The 19,582-nt window shown below is 32.6% G+C and carries 17 protein-coding genes; 6 read left to right on the top strand and 11 right to left on the bottom strand.

The genetic code is table 11. The features are described 5' to 3' along the window. Nucleotides 1-348: 348 nt before the first annotated feature. Genes A5893_RS01665 through A5893_RS01655 form a run of 3 tightly spaced genes read right to left on the bottom strand, consistent with a single transcriptional unit; the run spans nucleotide 349 to nucleotide 3,672 of the window. Nucleotides 349-1,467 (bottom strand): glycoside hydrolase family 1 protein, encoded by a 1,119-nt coding sequence (locus A5893_RS01665; protein WP_068820802.1) that lies wholly within the window; start codon nucleotides 1,465-1,467, stop codon nucleotides 349-351. Next, on the bottom strand, nucleotides 1,451-2,593 hold the full coding sequence (glf, locus tag A5893_RS01660) for a UDP-galactopyranose mutase (protein WP_068820801.1): 1,143 nt from the start codon (nucleotides 2,591-2,593) through the stop codon (nucleotides 1,451-1,453). The genes A5893_RS01665 and glf overlap by 17 nt, the downstream gene beginning before the upstream one ends. Beyond that, nucleotides 2,590-3,672, bottom strand: coding sequence for a glycosyltransferase (locus tag A5893_RS01655; protein ID WP_068820800.1), 1,083 nt, complete (start codon nucleotides 3,670-3,672; stop codon nucleotides 2,590-2,592). Before A5893_RS01655 ends, glf begins: the two co-directional genes overlap by 4 nt. 250 nt (nucleotides 3,673-3,922) lie before the next feature. Between A5893_RS01655 and A5893_RS01650 the strand changes: the two genes are divergently transcribed. After that, the gene (locus A5893_RS01650) at nucleotides 3,923-4,453 is read left to right on the top strand and encodes a YciE/YciF ferroxidase family protein (protein ID WP_068820799.1); all 531 of its coding nucleotides are present in this window, start codon (nucleotides 3,923-3,925) and stop codon (nucleotides 4,451-4,453) included. A 45-nt stretch (nucleotides 4,454-4,498) separates the two neighbouring features. Continuing rightward, on the top strand, nucleotides 4,499-5,653 hold the full coding sequence (locus A5893_RS01645; protein ID WP_068820798.1) for a glycosyltransferase: 1,155 nt from the start codon (nucleotides 4,499-4,501) through the stop codon (nucleotides 5,651-5,653). Here A5893_RS01645 and A5893_RS01640 read toward each other — a convergent pair. The 6 genes from A5893_RS01640 to A5893_RS01615 all read right to left on the bottom strand — a co-directional run bounded on the left by A5893_RS01640 (nucleotide 5,637) and on the right by A5893_RS01615 (nucleotide 11,162). Next, entirely contained in the window at nucleotides 5,637-6,233 is a 597-nt protein-coding gene (locus A5893_RS01640) for a class I SAM-dependent DNA methyltransferase (RefSeq protein WP_068820797.1), read from the bottom strand. The two genes, A5893_RS01645 and A5893_RS01640, sit on opposite strands and share 17 nt — an antisense overlap. After that, nucleotides 6,233-6,958, bottom strand: a complete 726-nt coding sequence (locus A5893_RS01635; RefSeq protein ID WP_068820796.1) for a PIG-L deacetylase family protein — start codon at nucleotides 6,956-6,958, stop codon at nucleotides 6,233-6,235. Before A5893_RS01635 ends, A5893_RS01640 begins: the two co-directional genes overlap by 1 nt. Before the next feature lie 17 nt (nucleotides 6,959-6,975). Beyond that, nucleotides 6,976-8,118, bottom strand: coding sequence for an acyl-CoA dehydrogenase family protein (locus tag A5893_RS01630; RefSeq protein ID WP_068820795.1), 1,143 nt, complete (start codon nucleotides 8,116-8,118; stop codon nucleotides 6,976-6,978). Nucleotides 8,119-8,266: 148 nt separating this feature from the next. After that, nucleotides 8,267-9,286: a helix-turn-helix transcriptional regulator gene (locus A5893_RS01625; RefSeq protein WP_068820794.1), complete on the bottom strand. Its 1,020-nt coding sequence runs from the start codon at nucleotides 9,284-9,286 to the stop codon at nucleotides 8,267-8,269. A 273-nt stretch (nucleotides 9,287-9,559) separates the two neighbouring features. Continuing rightward, nucleotides 9,560-10,783 carry a glycosyltransferase gene (locus A5893_RS01620; RefSeq protein WP_157687351.1) on the bottom strand — a complete coding sequence of 408 codons (1,224 nt, stop codon included), beginning with the start codon at nucleotides 10,781-10,783 and terminating at the stop codon, nucleotides 9,560-9,562. Nucleotides 10,784-10,805: 22 nt separating this feature from the next. Further along, nucleotides 10,806-11,162, bottom strand: coding sequence for a lysozyme inhibitor LprI family protein (locus A5893_RS01615; RefSeq protein ID WP_068820792.1), 357 nt, complete (start codon nucleotides 11,160-11,162; stop codon nucleotides 10,806-10,808). A 534-nt stretch (nucleotides 11,163-11,696) separates the two neighbouring features. Between A5893_RS01615 and A5893_RS18230 the strand changes: the two genes are divergently transcribed. After that, nucleotides 11,697-12,854 (top strand): DNA polymerase III subunit gamma/tau, encoded by a 1,158-nt coding sequence (locus A5893_RS18230; protein WP_068820791.1) that lies wholly within the window; start codon nucleotides 11,697-11,699, stop codon nucleotides 12,852-12,854. 325 nt (nucleotides 12,855-13,179) lie between these two features. Further along, a complete protein-coding gene (locus A5893_RS18225; RefSeq protein WP_157687348.1) occupies nucleotides 13,180-13,491 on the top strand; it encodes a hypothetical protein in 312 nt (103 codons plus the stop codon). Nucleotides 13,492-13,792: 301 nt separating this feature from the next. On the opposite strand, the gene A5893_RS01590 is transcribed toward A5893_RS18225, so the two are convergent. Together A5893_RS01590 and A5893_RS01585 are read right to left on the bottom strand one after the other, a co-directional pair. Continuing rightward, complete coding sequence (locus tag A5893_RS01590) at nucleotides 13,793-14,191, bottom strand: hypothetical protein (RefSeq protein WP_068820787.1); 399 nt, start codon at nucleotides 14,189-14,191, stop codon at nucleotides 13,793-13,795. Between the two features lie 203 nt (nucleotides 14,192-14,394). Further along, nucleotides 14,395-16,614, bottom strand: coding sequence for an NADP-dependent isocitrate dehydrogenase (locus A5893_RS01585; protein WP_068820786.1), 2,220 nt, complete (start codon nucleotides 16,612-16,614; stop codon nucleotides 14,395-14,397). 255 nt (nucleotides 16,615-16,869) lie between these two features. On the opposite strand from A5893_RS01585, the gene A5893_RS01580 reads away from it, so the two are divergent. Both A5893_RS01580 and A5893_RS01575 read left to right on the top strand, forming a co-directional pair. Continuing rightward, on the top strand, nucleotides 16,870-17,787 hold the full coding sequence (locus A5893_RS01580) for a mechanosensitive ion channel family protein (RefSeq protein WP_068820785.1): 918 nt from the start codon (nucleotides 16,870-16,872) through the stop codon (nucleotides 17,785-17,787). Beyond that, nucleotides 17,784-19,580: an APC family permease gene (locus A5893_RS01575; protein WP_068820784.1), complete on the top strand. Its 1,797-nt coding sequence runs from the start codon at nucleotides 17,784-17,786 to the stop codon at nucleotides 19,578-19,580. The genes A5893_RS01580 and A5893_RS01575 overlap by 4 nt, the downstream gene beginning before the upstream one ends. Nucleotides 19,581-19,582: the final 2 nt, after the last annotated feature.

The following is a 19,582-nucleotide window of genomic DNA, read 5'->3' as shown; positions in this document are numbered from 1 at the left end:
CTGTATAGTTTTGTTAATATTTCTCTATTTACTTAAATCTGCTATTTATGCGATTTTTAGATATGGCGGGCAACCCGGTTTTAATTATTTCAAGTTTGCATATATGTGCAAAATAATCCCTTTAACAAAACTGTTTTAGACAGCTTGTGGCGGAATAAGCATCATAAAGTTAATTAAATAATTTGTGTCTGATAAGAAACTTGCTTTAGCTCGTTTTAAACAATTGGTTAATTTTTGATTAGGATTACAACTCCTATTTTTTAGGAATTACGACATGCTCTGCTGAACATAACGAATAGTGGGATATATGGGAATTTATTAAATTTTAAATTGTAATTGGGCAGGAATTCAAATCTCTATATCTTTAAATTTAATCTGTTGCACTTTTAGCGATTCAATATATTCTATATGAGGAATTCTATTTCCGATAGCATCCAAATCAAAAATACCACAATTACTATAATCTAAAAGATTGTCCCAATCCGGGCGATCTGTAACAGGATAAATGCAAATGCCAAAAAAAGGAATTCCGGCTTGTTTTATAGCTAAGCATTCTTCTGAAATTTCTTCTAGCCATTCAACCCTACCTTGTCCAAAATGCCCTGTTTCAGAAATGAAAATGGGTTTATTATATCGTAAATAAGATTCTTTTAGCAATTGTCTCAGAGGAACCCTAACTTTCAAAATATCTGGCCAATATACTGTTTCGCCACCTTCAACCCATTGGCAATTCCAATAATAATTAATGCCTAATATATCAAAAAGCATGTTATTTCCACCCAATTCTGGGCATAGTCTGCCTTTAATAATATCTACTGCTTCAAATTGGTATTCATTAATTTTTTGCAACTCTTCTGCTGATAATATGCCGTTTTGATGAACTTTAACAAGAGGTTCTACTAAAATTATCTTAGCTAACGGACTCTCTTCTCTAATAGCTTTGATTGCAAGTATCGCTGCTTTGCAAAGATGATACTTCATATCCCAACCGCTCTTCTCTAAAAACGGAACGGTACCCCTTACATCTCCAGAAAACCAAGATAAAAAGCTGATTTCATTGATAGGGATAATAAGAAGTGGTTGCAAGGAATGTTGATTATAAAACCTAACAAATTCAATACACAAGTTAGTGAAACGGGAGCAAAATTTAGGGTGCGTTGGAAACAAGTCATCTGGATAGCCAAAATGAATCATGTCCCAAATTTGTTGAATTCCCAATTTCTCGCCAATTTTAATTCGGTTCAATACCTCATTAAAATCAAATAATCCCGGGCTAGTTTCTATTGAACTCCAGCAAATTCCTTCTCGCACTGAGGTTATTCCAATATCTAATAAAAGCTGATAATCCTCTTCTACCCTTAAATGATGCTGTGTAATTTCTAATAAGTTAACCCGTTCTCCTGAACGATTAATTTGATCCGCACACTCGAAACCACCTAAGAAAAATGAACTAAACGGATTTTGCATATTCTTGTTCTACAACATCTACTTCTAAACTTTTGAAAAGATTTAAGGCATTTCTAAATGCCTGATCCATATTAAAATATTTATAATTTGCCAATCTTCCAACAAAATACACGTTTAGTAATTTATCTGCTTCGGTTTTATATTTAGCGTAAATTTCTTGATTTTGTTCGTTAGGAACTGGATAATATGGTTCTCCCTCGTCAATTGTGTATTCTTTAACAATGCTGGTTGTGGCTGATTGTTGGTTTCCGAAATGCTTATATTCAACAATCCGTGTAAACTCAACTTCATTTCCAGGATAATTCACTACCGAATTTTGCTGGAAAAATTCCTGATCAATTTCTTCTCTAACAAAGTTGATGGATCGGTATTCTAGTTTTTCTGTCAGGTTTGCATTAAAAGTAAAGAAACGATCAATAGGGCCTGTGTAAAATAGCTTTTCATATCCGCCAATTTCACCTTCAACTTCGAAATAGTCTGTATTTAGCAGTACAGTAATATTTGGGTGATTTAATATGTTCTTGAACATCTTTGTATATCCGCCTTTTGGCAATGCTTGATGAACATCAGAAAAGTAGCGGTCATCGTAATTGTCCCTTACTGGGATGCGTTCCAAAACTGAAGCATGTAATTCTGAAGGATATTTGTCCCATTGCTTTTTTGTATAATGCTTAAACATTTTATCGTATAAAACTTTACCCACACGATTTAAAACTGCCTCTTCTCCATTTTTTGGTGAATTGTAAGATATCCTATTATTAGAAAGCCATTCTCTCATTTCTAATTCTGAAGATAAGTTCTCGTTAAACAAAGTGTTAACAGTAGTAATATTTACTGGTATTGGAACTAAATGGTTATCTACTTTTGCTACTACTTTATGTTCCCAAGTGTACCAATCTGCAAATTGATTTACATAATTCCACACCCCTTCATCATTGGTATGGAAAAGATGGGCACCGTATTTAGAGGTTAGTATTTCGTTTTCATCATAAAAATCAAAACAGTTTCCTGCAATGTGGTTTCGTTTTTCGATAATCAAAACCCGTTTCCCTGCAGATGCATATTGTTCGGCAAGCACAGCCCCAGAAATTCCGGCGCCAATAATTAAAATATCATAATCGGTCATGCTAATTCTTTTATTCCATTAATTATTTGAGACATTTTTGCAGCAGTTCTATCCCATGAGGTATTTTGTAAAATTTCCAGATAAGCATCTTTAAAATCAGCTTTGGTTTGGTGGATTGCATTAAAGAAATCATTCTCATCATCTATAAGTTGAATACAATGACTATAATCCCTTTCAACGTCTTTAATTTTAGTTGAAATGATAGGTTTCATGGCGCACATGTATTCCAAGGTTTTTGTAGGGCTGATAAATTTAGTGGCGTCGTTTAATGCAAAAGGCATCATTGCATAATCAAATTCATTTAAATAAACTGGAAGCTCTTCGTAAGTTTTCATTCCGAGATAAAAAATATTTGCTGCCCATGGTAAATCTTGTTCTTCAATTTTACAGATTGGTCCAATCATCACAAAAGAAATATCCGGCATTTTTTGAGCACTCATTTGCAATAAATTCAGATTAATTCTTTCATCGATAACTCCATAGTAACCAACAATTGGTTTTGGTATTGAGTCGATATCTGATGGCAATTCTAAACTTTTATTACCCAGATTGAAATGTTCTTGATCTACCGAACTAGGAAAACAAAAAACATTGCTATGCTTTTCTTTTTTCGCTTCATAAAGCGATTTTCCTCCTGTAAAAACGATATCTGCTGCGGATAATAAGTTCTTTTCTTGTTCTATTAGTTTTTGAGAAGCGCCTTTAAAAAGCGAAAGTTCATCCATACAATCATAAACTATAGCAGAGAAATTTAAATAATTTAACACATTCACAAATGCTGGCGAATAGAACCAACCTACCGGAAATACTTTTGTTTCTAATATATCCTTTAAAAAACTTCCAAGGTCTTCAATATTGTCAATGGTGGGTTGTAAAACATGTATATTATCTGATATTTTAAAACCTCTTTCTGATCCATCTCCCTTTCCCACGGGTTCTTCAATAACCAAAATTTTAAAATCATTTGATAATCTGGTAATTAGATGTTGAGGTCGCTGGTAAACAAAATCCCAACGTAAGTGGCAAAAAACAATCACATCGTAAGAAGAGTGAAAATCTTTTTTAGCTAATATGTTCATAGTGTAGATGCTTTTTTAATCGTGTAAAATTAGCCGTTTAAAGAAAGTAAAAATGCCCTTAAAAAAATTATTAAAGATGCAAATGGATTAATCTTCCTTGCGATATATAATTGAAAATGAAAAAGGCTTTACTTTATAAAATGGCGAGATTTTATAGACCATAATAAATTGAACCGCTTTAGAAAAGAGAAATTATGAAAATGTTTCTTCTTAAAAAAAAAAATTAATTAAAATTAAAAACATTAAAACTATGGCAAAGCAAACAGAAACAGGGAAAATTAAACCAAAAAAAGATGCTGCAGAAGATTTAAGAGATTTTCTGGTAGATGGTCTTAAGGATTTATACTGGGCAGAAAAAGCGTTGGTAAAAAATTTACCTAAAATGGCTAAAAACGCAACTTCTTCAAAATTGCAAGAGGCAATTAAGAAACATTTGGATGAAACGCAAAATCAGATTATCAGATTAGAAGATGCATTTAAAGCGATGGATGAAAAACCAAAAGCTGAAAAATGCGATGCAATGGATGGATTGCTGAAGGAAGCAGAAAGCATTATGGAAGAAACCGAACCGGGAGCAATTAGAGATGCAGCAATAATTGCAGCGGCGCAAAAAATAGAGCATTACGAAATTGCTTCATATGGTACTATGGCTACCTATGCCAAACTCTTAGGTGAAAACGAAGTTCATAAATTATTAGGAGCGACACTTGATGAAGAAAAAAAATGTGATATAGATCTCACAAAACTTGCCAATACGGAAATTAATTTAAAGGCTAAATAATATTAAAAGCGGCTTTATAGCCGCTTTTTTATAAATGCTCCGTCAATGAAAAAATACCTCCCAACAGACCCTTCAATTCTATTCTCGCAAGTTCCAATCCTATCAGAGGTAAAAGTTTCTATTGTAATCCCAGTGAAAAATGAAGAAAGGTATATTAAGGATTGTTTAGCTGCTTTTCTTAACCAAATAAATGATGAGGGCCTTGAACTAAATAAGAAAATTTTCGAAATCTTGATTATTGCTAATAATTGTACTGATCATAGTGTTTGTATCATTCAGCAGTTTAAAGAAGAAAATTCATCTTTAAATATACATGTGGAAGATATCATACTTGAAGAGGAGCATGCTAATATTGGTTTCGTTCGAAAAACTTTGATGGATATCGCCTATTCCAGGTTGTGTAAAAACGGTGGAGGAATTATAATGACAACCGATAGTGATACTGTTGTTTCAAGGGATTGGATTTACCAGAATATTTGCGAAATTAATAACGGAGCAGATGCTGTTGGAGGACGGATTTTATTTAATGAGGAAGAGTCAGTGGTGCTAGATTCCTCCATATCTTTATTCCATAAAAAAGATGAAGAATATCAACTTCTAGCCGCCGAGTTAGCTTCGATGATTTTAAAAAATTTCGATTTCGGAAAACCATGCCATCATCAGCACTTTAATGGGAGTTTTGCAGTAACATCTATCTGCTATCAAACAGCAGGTGGAGTACCTCATGTAAAGCATCTGGAAGATTGTGCTTTCTATGAAAAATTAGAATCTGTTGATGCTAAAATCAGACATAGTAACCGGGTAAAAGTACATACTTCTGCGAGGTACTGCGGTAGAGCAGATGTGGGACTTGCTAATCAACTGCTTGTTTGGAAAAATATGGAAATGATAGAAAGTAATTTTTTGGTCGAATCTTGTGAATCATTAGTAAATAGGCTTATCATAAAGAGGAAAATAAGAGATTTATGGAATAAAAAAGAAAATAATTATCTACTTGTGATATCAGAACTTGAAAAGATTGATAAGCATATTATTTTTGACGATAGCATTTTAAAAAATTATGCAGTCAGTTATTATGGCGAATGGTTCAATGAAATTAAGATTTTGAACGAAATACATTGGAATGAAATGTATGCATCAAGCCCAATAAATACAGCAATATTAAAATTAAAAGAAAGTATTTCTAATTATTCCGATTAACTTTTTCCCAGATATCAATTCTGTATTTTTCTGCTCGGCTATTAAATACATTTACCATTTTTTCACTAATTTCATCAGCAAATAAATAATGAACTTCATCCCCGGTTTGAGGATAGTCATGAACTTCTGGCAACCAGTGTATCAAAGCGATTTGCCCTTTTTCCATCAACATATTATACATTTTATCAATTGCCAAAGCCCAATCTGCTGAAGATAAATAATATGCAACTTCTGAAACTACAATTAAATCATATTTTTCCTCCGGGAGTTGATCAGGGAAGCTAATGTTCTTAAATTGGATATTTTCTAAATCATTACATCTTTTCTTAGCGATTTCTAAAGCCTTTTCTGAAACATCAGTAGCCAATAGATGATTGCATTTTTTGGCTAATAGTTTTGTTAATACGCCAATTGAACATCCAATTTCCAATATTTCTCCATAATTTTCTTTAGGTAATGAAGCTATTGTGGAAGCATATTTCTCCGCCTCATACACACTTGTTTCAAAGTTCCAAGGATCATCATTTGCAGCATATACTTTTGCAAAGTAGTCGGCATTAAGTGTTTCTTTATAGGACATTATTTAGAGATATAAAATATTTCGTAAGGTTTATTAAACTCTTCCAACATCACTTGTGAGATTCTGAAACCTTCTGGATCATCATCAATTAAGTTAGAAATTTGCGATTGATGTGCAGAAATTGCTTCCTGCTTAATAGATAAGATACTGGAAATATCTAACTTGAACGGCCTAACGGCGTTTATTTCAGGAAAATCCTCCGCTTTGCCCAAAGCATCAAGCCAAATAGGATATTCGTAAATTTTTGCATGGTAAGTTTCTGCATGATTTACTAATTGATAAGCAGCAACATGATCAGGATGAGGGTCTTTACGCCAAGGAACAAAAATACTCTGTGGATTAATTATATTTATTATTTTGTTAATATCAGCTAATGCGCTTTCAAAATTTGTACTTCCTAAACCTGGAACATTACGGTCATTATATCGACAAAAAATAACATTCTTGGCAGGCACATCTAAAACTTTTGCAGCATTTAAAATTTCGTTTTCTCGCAAGTTTCGCAATTTTTCCTTCGGATATAATAAGCTATTTGGATGTGATAATGTTCCATCGCTCAACAATAGAATATAGACTGCCTGATTATATTTTCTTAATAAGGCGATAACCCCTCCACAGCCTAAGCTTTCATCATCTGCATGCGGTGCCACAATTAAAGTTTTTCCTAAATCCTTCACACAGTGTTCTGGTGACATTGGAAGCTTTTCTATATCGATTTTATCCATTTTTAGAATATATCTTTTTAGTGCTCATTTTCTGAATTTGCATTATCAAATGCAAACCGACCCACTTCCATTAACATATAATCGGGGGCAGGCTGGCGCAAATAAGTATTCAAATCCCGAATGATTCGCTCAAAATGAAAGGGTTTATTTAGCCCTCTTGCTCCAATACATTTTTGGCATAGCGACATAATTTTTGTACAAATCTCATCAATTGCCGTACGTACCATATTGGTCTGATTTAAAAAAAGGTTGGCATTTTCGCTAGAAGATTCGCTCATGTAATTGTCCAGATATACAGCGGCCGAGTTTATCCATTGATTTCCCGATGCAATAAGTATCGCCATTTCACCAATGCGCATTTTTTGAAATTGGTCTTCTGTTCTTTTTAAGTTTTTTAGGTAATTGACAGTCTCTTTGAATATCATTTCAGCGCCGCCCAGTTGAACTGCGGAAAAACGAACTGAACCACCACTAAAACTTGGTTGCTGATAATAATTTCCAGCATTTCCCAACAAGTTATCTTTAGCAATTACTATATTATTGAAGTTCATTTTATAACTTCTTGTCGCTCTCATTCCCATCGGGTTCCACCATTTATCATCTACAATTGCAGTAACTTGGTCAAGAGGAACAATGCACATTTGCCACGAACCATCGTTGTCTGTTGCCGTTACTATAGGTCTTGCGACATAGCCTGTTCCTGTAGCAAAAGTTTTTGAGCCATGTAAAACATAAGTTTCATTTTGATCCTGTATGAAAACACCATCATCAGCTTGGGTATTCCAAACGCCAAATAATCTTCCTTCAAAAGCATCTTTAGAAAACCTCTCTTTTTGTTCTGATGTCGCAAATTGGTTAATGAGTAGTTGTGCGTTAAAATGTCCTTCCAAAACGCGACCCAAAACCAAATTTCCAGAACCAATTAGTTGTAAAATTTCCAGCAGAGCGCTATTAGAACCAGCTTGTAAACCCAAATTTCGTCCGCCAAAATCAGAAGTAATACATGCTGTTAGAAAGTCTGAATCTTTGATTGCCAATAATGATTTTTCTGGAAACAAATTGGGAGCATCAGTTTCTGAAGCTTCTTCTAATAATAATGGAATAAAGTCTTTGGCAGAAGCTATTAAATCAGAAAATTGTGTGCTTAAATTATTATTCAAGAATTAACAAGTTTTATGTAAAGTTTAAATCTACAAAAACCGTAAAGTTAATCCGTGTATATAATTGATTGCGCTAAAAATTAATGCGATTAAGCTGTTTCTTTAATTGAATAAGATGCCTGATGTAGAAAGAACTTTGAAAAAAGCTCTAATTATATTCATGTAATTTCTTAAATTTTTTGGGGGTTATACCAAACTTTTTCTTAAATATTTTAGAAAAGTAACTGCTACTCTCTAATCCAACGGCTAATACAACCGCACTAACGTTGTATTCATTGTTTTGCAGCAATACTTTGGCCTGTTCCAATCTAATATTAGTAATATATTCATTCATGGTGGTAGTGAACAAATATTTAAATCCGTTTTGTAGCTTATTAGGATTTAAACCCGTTTTGCGTGAAATATTTTTCACAGAGAGGTCTGCGTTTATATTCTCTCTTATATAAATACTAGCTTCTTCTATTCTCCTTAATTCCTGAATTCTAAGAATTGTTCTCTGATCGGAATTTAAGGCATCATCGTCAAACTGCACAATCTGATTAATAAACATTTCTAAAGTCACAGATTGTAAATGGAGCTTATGCGCAATGACTACTTTCTTATATTCATCTACGTTTTGTAAAATATTCTTATAGTAGATTCCGCAATTGTCTACATGATAAAATTGCTTTTTACCGTCAATATCAGTGAGCACATTTTTAAGTTCTGAACTCCATAACATAAGTTCACATCGCTCTTTTACACTAAAAGTTTCCCGATCAATTTCTACACTTACTACTTCATGAAGTACATCTTTTTCAAATTCTATAATGTGACCGTTTTTTCTCTCACTAGCTACAATTGCACACCTATATTCTTCAATCGAATGTTTTATTTTTTCATTTGCAAATTGATGAGAAAGGGCACCATGAAGAGAATAAATAAACTTTACTGGATGTACTTCATCTAAAGTGAATTCTAATTTTATGTTTTGGTTAAAAACAGCTTTGTAAATGATGAGTCCCAATCCGTTATCGAAATTGATTCCTCTAATCTGTCCATGTCCAATATGTGCAGGAATATTTAAAAAATATTCCTCGCATCTATGATGATACTCAACCTCAAATGATTTTGCTAAACCAATGATAACATCTTTTAACGGAATAGAATTAACCTGGAAAGAAAACATAATTGTAATAAAATTAAGTAATTATTTAATTAGTATAGCAAATGCAAGTGGGGAAATGTTTTAATTAAAATAAAATTTTATTATAAATCAATTTTGTGATCTGAGAACTTACAGCTACTGTCCTATTTACCTAATGGTTAGTTAGCTAAGGTATTAGCAAAAAAATTTTAGTTGATAAGACGATTAAAAATCCTCAACCGAACCTAATTAAATAAATAACTGTTAATGGTTAAGAAATAAACAATAAGAGCTAATGAAAAATTAGATAAATTTTCATTCATCAATTGCATTACTTATTAAGTTGTACCATTTAGCTTTTAGTACCTCATTATCTAATGTTTTAATTACAATTTGTTTTGCCTGCTTCGCTTTCTCTTTGTATAACGGGTAGTTGTTTTGTACTTCCAATAAAGCGTTCGCAACTGTTTCTGGATTCAAATCCTTTATAACTATCGTTTCGTTTGATAAAAAATCCTTAGCATAACCATTATTAGATGTAATTACAGGTATTTCTGCTAATGAAGCTTCAACTGTAGGAAGCCCGAACGATTCATATTCGCTAATTAGAATTAATGCCAAAGTTTTTTCAAATAGCTCCTTAATTTTAGAATCATTTGCAGAATCTATAAAACTTACTGGAATATTTTTAGCATTCATTTCTTCAATTTTCGATAGCACCTTAAGAGCATAGTTATTATATCCTTTGTCTCCAGCTATTACTAATTCAACAGGATTAATTGCTTTTTTATAGTATATTTCATACGCTTCCAAAAGCAATAAGATGTTTTTCCTTTTTTCTAGCTTAGCTAAACACAAGAAAATATCTTGTGTTTTTGACTGAACATTTTCAAAAAAATGATTGTACCCATTAGATATAACTGTAGAATTAATTTTTTTCTTAAAAACCCGTTCAAAATCTTGTTTTACATCTTCAGTAATAAAAACAATAGAATTTGAAAAAAATGAAAAAACACTCAGTTGAGACCATATCAAATCTAGTACATCATTTTTTAATTCCTTCTCTTGCTTGTATTTTATTAGTCCATTAGTTGTCATTAATGCTTCCGCATTTTTTTCGGTTAACCAATTGTTAATCACATTAAAGTAGTTGCCTTCCTTTAAGTCAAGGCGAATACTAACGTCATCAATAGTTGGAAGGGCTTTCTCGCTCTTTAAGTACCAAAAATCATGTAATATGGTTATCGTTTTTGTTGTAATAAATGGGGAAATATTAAATTGAGGGTTTAGATATATATCGAAGTTGTATTTGAGAATTAACTCTGGTGTTTCGTGAACTTCTTCGATTGAAAGAGGTTTAGCTTTGGTGACTATGCATCTACTTTCAGTTAGATTATACTTAATTATGTTTTCTTCGAAAGTAAAATAATAGAATTCAATCAGGTTAGTATCGGTTAAGTTGTCAACAATCCATTGCGTAACTCTACCAATACCACTATTAAGCTTTCTTCTTACATCAATTAAAACTTTTTTTTTCATGGAGGATTCTAGTTTTAATGTATCAAACATTGGTTTGAAGATTAGCGCAGAAAGACGGGTTTACTAACCATTTCTTACTGATTTTATTGAAAGTGAATAAACAGGTATTGATATTGGGATCTACCGTTGAGATATATCTTTTTGAGTTATTGTCAGAATTATAAATAAGCATACGCACCCAATATGAAGTAGCACCTTTTAACGAATCTGTCTCTTTAAAGGTTAGTGAATTATCCTTTGATATTTGATTTAAGCTATAACCTTTATCAGGTAACATTTCAGTCTGAACAATTGCGGTATCAATAATACAGTTTGCTGATTTTGCAAAAATTGGCAAAACAAACAGTAAAAATAAAATCTGAAGAATTGTCTTTTTCAATGCCTATTTCACAAGTATGGGTAGCCTATAAAGATACAAAAAAGGATAATTGGTATATTAATTTATATTGCTTTAAAGAAATTTAAAGCCTTTTTATAATTCTACTTTTGCCCAATTTATAAACTTGGTAGTTGATTAATTACCAGATAATCCAATTTAATGACATACTAAAATTTATATCACCTTTTTTCGAATATTTTAATATTAAATAAAAAAGCGGTTAAGGTTTGGGAAACCCACCGCTTTTAACACACCTATTTGAAAATATAAAGACTAATTGTCTTTGGGAGAGCAAATGTTATTTTAACCGAACGATATCGTTTTTTAAATAGAAAATGAATCCTATAATTAGCTTTATAAATATTTTTATCTGCATTGTTTGGTTTTTGTTTCTATAAAGATGACAAATATTACTCGGGTATAAATACGTATTAGTACGTATTTTTGAAAAATACCAGAAAAGGTGTAGTGTGTTTTATCCACATAAAGTTTAAATAATTGCTTTAACGCTAACATCTTTATAATTTAGCGGCGATGGAAAATTTTATTGTTTCTGCAAGGAAGTATAGACCAGTTTTGTTTGATAGCGTTGTTGGGCAACAGCATATAACCAATACGTTAAAGAACGCCATCAAGAATAACCAATTGGCACAAGCTTTTCTTTTTTGCGGACCAAGGGGAGTTGGAAAAACTACGTGTGCAAGGATATTGGCAAAAACCATCAATTGTACAAATTTAACAGAACATAATGAGGCTTGTGGGATTTGTGATAGCTGTAAATCTTTCCAAAACGGTAATTCTTTTAACGTACATGAATTAGACGCAGCCTCTAATAATTCTGTTGATGACATTAGAAGTTTAATTGATCAGGTTCGGATACCGCCACAAGCTGGAAAGTATAAAGTATATATTATTGATGAGGTACATATGCTTTCGCAAAGTGCCTTCAATGCTTTTTTAAAAACTTTAGAAGAACCACCTAGTTATGCCATTTTTATTTTGGCCACTACCGAGAAACATAAAATTTTACCAACTATCTTATCAAGGTGCCAGATTTTTGATTTTAATAGGATTAGGGTTGAAGATATGGCCAATCATTTGGCTAGCATTGCTTTTAAAGAAGATGTAAAGTTTGATGCTGACGGTTTACATTTAATTGCGCAAAAGGCGGATGGTGGTTTGCGTGATGCATTATCAATGTTTGACCAGATTGTTAGTTTTAGTAACCGAGAACTTAGCTACCAAGCGGTTATTGACAACCTAAATATTTTAGATTACGATTATTATTTTAAGCTTACCGATCAACTGCTGAATCAAGATACTGCTGGTACTCTACTACTATTTGATGAGATTTTAAATAATGGTTTTGATGGCAACCATTTTATAACTGGTTTGGCAAGTCATTTAAGAAATGTATTGATTTGTAAGGATGCTGCTACGGTAAAATTATTGGAAGTTAGTGAAACCATTAAACAGAAATATTTGGAGCAAGCAAAGAAATCTCCAGCTTCGTTTTTGATCAGTGGTTTAAATATTGCCAATCAATGCGACCTTAATTATAGGATTAGTAAAAACCAAAGGTTACAAGTAGAGCTTACGCTGATAAAAATAAGTCATTTGTCGCAGGCTTTACAATTGAGCCAATCTGGAAATGTTCAGCAAATGGCTGAGCAATTAAAAAAAAAAACCTGAAAATTTAATAGCTACAGAAAACATTAAACTTCCAGAAATTTTAAGTGAGGCTTCAATACCAAAGGTAGATAATGTTGAAATTGAACCTAAAAACCATCAAATTTCTCCTATAATTGAAGATAAACCAATTATTGAATCAAAGCCGATAAATCCGAAATCTTTAATCTCTAAACTGGGGAGCACCTTAATTCCCAATTTAAAGGATCCAAACAGCATCAAATCTGAAGAGGAAAAACTGGAAGAAAAAGTAGAATTAACTGGCAACGAAAAAAATCCTTTTACTAAAGAAGAATTTTTAGAAGTGTGGTCTACATATTCCAGCCAAATGAAAGGGCAAAATAAGATGAAGCTATCTGCTTTAATGGACAACTATACTCCTATTTTAAAAGACGATTTTCATATAGAGCTACAAGTAGAAAGCAAGATTTTGGTTGATGAACTTTTACATGAAAAAGTTGATTTGATGAACCATTTAAGGACTACGCTAAAAAACTTTCAGATTACTTTAGAGACTATTATTGTAGATAAACCACAAGAAAAAAAGCTTTATACTTCTAAAGATAAATACCAACATTTATTAGCGAAAAACCCAAAACTGGATGATTTTAGGAAAGTTTTTAATTTAGACTTGGACTAGGATTTTGATTTGAAAATGGTTTATTAAAACCGCAAAGGGCGCAGAGCTCACAAATTTGGATGATGTAAGCTAAAAGCAAAATGCACAAAGCTTAAAGCTAAATACATCAACCCAAAAAAATCTTTTATCTTAAGAATTAATATTCTGACGGTTTTTAATGAAAAAAGCATCTTAAAATAAGATGCTTTTTTTTTAACGATTGAAGCGGCATTAATGCCTTTTTTTGATGTAGCCTTTTGCCTTTTTATGGAAAAAATATAACGCAAAGCGTAGGTTAATTTTTCATTAACAATCCCAAATTCTATTTATTAATTGGGTAACCTTCTTCGTCTAAATCGTCTCTATCATCTTCCGGTACGTGACTATTTTTTTCATCACGTTTGCTCATCTTCAGATGATCCGAGTCTGTTTTGTGCATTCCTAAGTTGTTTAAATCATCTTTTAAAGAATGATCTTTTTCATATTCATCGCCTACGTAAGGATTCGCTTCATCCCAATCCGAATCCATATCTTCCCCATCATCAGCTGCAGTGTCGTAAGGATCTGGATGTTGATAATCAGGATCATCTGATTCTACATCTAACTCGTAGCTGTTCTCTTCTTCGTTGTATTTTAAATTCTTTGCTTCATTATCAGCAAGGTTAGATTCACCGTTTCTCTTAAAACTATCATTATAATTATTTTTTTGATCGTTTTCCATGATTTCTAATTTATTTTATTTGATAAAAGTATCGCTATAAATATGCCAATTCTAGTAATTTCATCTAATTATAATAATTAACGACTGATTTATTCTTTAAAATTATAAAGCAAAAAAGCAGTTTAAACTTTCGCTTAAACTGCCTCTTAACTATTCATAAATTTTTGAGCTTATGCCGATAAAAATCTTACAACTTTTATAAATTATAAATTAGCCAATGCTTGGTTAAATGTGGTACTTGGTCTCATCGCTTTTGACGCTAAATCGTCATTAGGATGGTAGTAACCACCAATATTTTGAGCTTTACCTTGAGATTCGATCAATTCAGTTTTGATTTTTGTTTCATTTTCTAATAATGCTTTTGCTAATGGCGTAAATCTAGATTTTAAATCCGCATCCTTTGATTGTGCCGCCAAAGCCTCGGCCCAATATAAAGCTAAATAAAAATGAGAACCACGATTATCAATAGTTCCTAACTTACGGCCCGGAGATTTATCTTCAGCCAGGAATTTTGCATTAGCTTCATCCAATGCATCTGCTAAAACCTGAGCTTTACTATTATTTTGAGTTTGTGCCAAATGCTCTAAAGAAGCTTGTAAAGCCAAAAACTCACCTAAAGAATCCCAACGTAAATAACCTTCTGAAATAAATTGCTCTATGTGTTTAGGAGCAGAACCACCAGCACCAGTTTCAAACAAACCACCGCCATTCATTAAAGGGACGATAGATAACATTTTTGAAGAAGTCCCTAATTCTAAGATTGGGAATAAATCGGTTAAGTAATCACGTAAGACATTTCCAGTTACCGAAATAGTGTCCTCCCCTTTACGGATACGCTCTAAAGTAAATTTAGTAGCTTCAATTGGAGAAAGGATACGAATATCCAATCCTTTAGTATCGTAATTTGGCAAATATTTATTTACTTTTTTAATGATTTCTCTATCGTGAGCTCGGTTTTCATCTAACCAGAAGACTGCAGGAGTATTTGATAAACGGGCTCTGTTTACAGCAAGTTTAATCCAATCTTGGATTGGGGCATCTTTAGCCTGGCACATGCGGAAAATATCTCCTTTTTCTACAGGCTGATCAAAAAACACTTTTCCTGATTCATCACTTACACAGATAATTCCGTTAGCTGTAGCCTGAAAAGTTTTATCATGAGAACCATATTCTTCTGCTTTTTGAGCCATTAAACCCACGTTTGGTACAGAACCCATAGTGGTTGGATCGAATGCTCCATTTTTCTTACAATCATCAATGGTTGCAGTATAAATACCTGCATAACATCTATCAGGAATAATAGCTAAATTATCTTGCGCTTTACCATCTTTATTCCACATTTGTCCAGAAGTACGGATCATTGCTGGCATAGAAGCATCTACAATTACATCTGAGGGAACGTGTAAATTGGTGATGCCTTTATCAGAATTTACCATTGCTAAGGCTGGCCCGTTTGCAATCGCTGCATCAATTGCTGCTTTAACTTCTGCTTCTTGTTCGTTACCGGCAATTTTTACGTAAACATCACCCAAACCGTTACTGGTATCAACTCCTAAAGTTTTGAAAAGCTCTGCATATTTAGTAAAAACATCTGCAAAGTAAACTTCTACTATTGCACCAAAAATGATAGGATCTGAAACCTTCATCATGGTAGCCTTTAAATGTGCAGAAAGCAAAATTCCTGAATCTTTGGCTTCTTTGATGGTTTGGGCAACAAAAGTTTTCAATTTTGAAATGCTCAATACAGAACTATCAATCACTTCGCCGGCTTTTAAATTCGCTAGGCCTTTTAGTTCTGTAACCTCTCCGGTAGCATTTACAAATTCGATTTTAAATTTTGAGTCACTATCTAAAGTGACAGATTTTTCAGAACCGTAAAAGTCACCGTCGCTCATGCTAGCAACCTTTGTTTTTGAATCTGAAGACCAGGCACCCATTGAATGTGGGTTAGCTTTTACGTAGTTCTTTACTGCTTTTGGTGCTCTACGGTCAGAGTTACCTTCTCGTAAAACTGGATTTACTGCCGAACCTAATACTTTTGAATATTTTGTTTTGATCGTTTTTTCTTCTTCTGTTTTTGCCTCTTCGGGATAATTTGGTAATGCAAAGCCTTGAGATTGTAACTCTGCAATTGCTTCCTTTAACTGTGGAATTGAAGCAGAAACGTTTGGTAATTTGATAATATTAGCTTCTGGGGTTGTTGCCAAAGCTCCTAGCTCTGCCAATGCATCTCCAATTTTTTGATCATCTTTTAAAAACTCCAGGAAGTTTGCTAAAATTCTCCCTGCTAAAGAGATGTCTCTCGTTTCTACATCAATATCTGCTGCAGCTGTAAAAGCTTTTACAATAGGTAAAAATGAATATGTAGCTAATAAAGGAGCTTCGTCTGTCTTGGTATATATAATTTTCGATGAATTTGACATGTGTTTTATTTTATGATGTTTGAAATGAGATTCCAAAAAAGGAGTGATTTAATAAATCGCATAAAGATAAAGAAAGCATTGAGTTTTATCCCAATTTTAATGTTTTTTTAGTGCCTAAATGGATATTTAATGGCATAAATTGATTGGAATTGAAAAGGAAATTTGGGTTAATTATTTTTTTTGGACGAATATTTGAAAGCAATAATCTAAACTATTAGGGCTTTTAAATATCTTTAGCTTGCTATAAATTCTTACATGAATAATTTTGTTACAGAATTCTCTAATGCTACACAGCATTATTGGGATTCTTTCATTCTCGCATTACCAAAACTGATTACTGCAATTATCATCATTGTAATTGGTATTCTAATTAGCAACCTTATTTCTGGTTTTATACAAAAACGATTGGTAAGAACATCAAAAGATCCCTTAACTGCAAAATTCCTGACTAAAGCTTTAAAAATGATTTTTATCATTTTGGTAATTATGATGGCTTTATATGCTGGAGGTTTTGGCGGGATTGCAGCGGGTATTTTAGCCGCAGCTGGAGCTAGTGCTATTGTTTTAGGTTTTGCCTTTAAAGATATTGGAGAGAATTTTATTGCTGGGTTTATACTAGCTTTCAGCAGACCATTTAACGTAAATGACACCATTATGGTGAACGAAATTTTTGGAAAGGTTAAAGCTTTAGAACTTCGATATACAAAAATAAAAACTTTTGATGGGAAAGACGTTTACATTCCCAATGCAGATGTGCTAACTATGCCAGTTACCAATTATACAGAAGATGGGTTTTTTAGACTTGAGTTTATTGTTGGTATTGCTTATGAAGATGATATAGATGGTGCAAAAAAAGAAATCCTTCAAATTTTAAATAGTCACCCGGATTTAGTTAGCGATACTGAACATGAGAATTTTGTAGTAGAAAGTGAGTTGGCTACCAGCACAGTTAATTTAAAAGTGTTGTTTTGGGCAGATACCAAAGATTTTAGGAAGGCAGCATTAGTTACCAGAGGGCTAGTAATTAATAACGTTAAGAAAGAATTAATATTAAAAGGTTACAGCTTACCATCTGATATTCAAGAACTAAAACTATATGGAAGTCAGCAAGAGATTCCTGTAATCATCAAAACATCAAAAGAAGTTCAAACAGAAAAAAATATCCAAATATGAAGGAAGAAAAAAAACTTGGAGAATTAGCATCAACAGCAATTTGCGGAAACGACATTAGTTCTTCAGTTCTTTATGTGTCGGCTTTAGCTATCGGCTTTGCCGGACAATATGCCTGGATTACATTGCTAATTGTTGCGGTAGTATTATTTAGTTTTAGAAAAATTTATGGTGAGGTAGTTGGAGCGCTACCATTAAACGGAGGTGCATATAATGCCTTATTGAATACTACAAGTAAATCAATGGCGTCCTTAGCTGCTTGTTTAACCATATTATCATATATGGCTACGGCTGTAATATCCGCTAATGAAGCAATGCATTATCTGGCACATCTAATTCCATCCTTACCAATAATTATAGCCACAATTGTAATCCTGGCAATTTTTGCTTTCTTAACCATATCTGGAATTACCGAATCTGCTAAAGTAGCAATTGGAATTTTCTTATTCCATTTAGTAACTATGGTTGTACTTATCGGCTCAATTATATTATATATTTTTAATATCGGCATTGAGAACCTTCTTGCTAATTGGCATCGCCCGCTAACTTTTGGAAGTATAGGAATGGCTATATTCTTTGGTTTTGCGGCTTCCATGTTAGGTATATCTGGATTTGAAAGCTCGGCAAATTTTGTTGAAGAACAGAAAAAAGGTGTTTTCCCTAAAACATTGAGAAACATGTGGATAGTGGTAAGTGTTTTAAATCCGTTAATCGCATTTTTAGCTATTTGTGTTTTACCTATCCCTGAAATTAAATTATACAGCAATGCCTTATTAAGCCAAATTGGACTGATAAGTACAGGAGAATGGCTAGCTTTTATAATTTCTATTGATGCTGTTTTAGTTTTAAGTGGTGCTGTATTAACATCATTTATTGGTGTATCTGGTTTATTAGAAAGGATAACATTAGATCGTATTATGCCTAACTTCTTTCTAAAAAAGAATAAAAAAGGAAGCTCATATCGTATTATCATTTTATTCTTTTTATTAAGTGTTTCTGTACTACTAATCACTAAAGGAAATGTTACCTTATTAGCAGGAGTTTATACGCTTTCCTTCTTATCTGTTATGGCACTTTTTGTTATTGGAAATATGTTGCTTAAAATTAAAAGGAAGCGTTTGCCTAGACCAGAAAAAGCAAAATGGACAGCCTTAATTTTTGCACTGGTTGCAGTAACTTGTGCAATTATTGGTAATATATTAATAGTACCAGAAAATCCTGCAGAACCAAGAAACGTTGTCGTATTTTTAGAATATTTTATTCCTACAATTCTGTTCTTAGTCATAATGCTGAACAGAACTACGCTCTTAAAATTTTTAATTAATTTTATTCAGTACCTATTTGCTCCGATTAAAAAAGCTATTGATAATAGTAATTTAGAGGTCCCATTAAGAAGGGCAGTAGTATCAATCAGTAGAAATCTACAAAAAAATATCAACAGAATAAATCAGCAAGAATTTGTTTTTTTTACAAAAGGTGATAATGTGGCGAATTTAAATCACGTAATGAACTATATTAGAAATAATGAGCATACCAAAAAAATTAGGATTGTTACTATATTAAAAGAGGGTGAAAAAGTGGCTGAAAATTTAGAAACTGATATTAATGTATTAGATAGAATGTACCCGGAAATTGATATACATTTTATAAAATTAATGGATAAATTTGGACCCGAATTAATAGACAAGTTATCCAACGAATGGCATATACCTCCAAATTTTATGTTTATTGGATCGCCTGGAGATCGTTTTCCATATAGAATTGAAGAACTTGGCGGGGTAAGATTAATAATTTAAAA

The sequence above is a fragment of the Pedobacter psychrophilus genome (assembly GCF_001652725.1).
Lineage (GTDB): Bacteria > Bacteroidota > Bacteroidia > Sphingobacteriales > Sphingobacteriaceae > Pseudopedobacter > Pseudopedobacter psychrophilus.
Note: the sequence above shows the minus strand (reverse complement) of the source record. Positions and strands in the feature narration are given on the sequence as shown.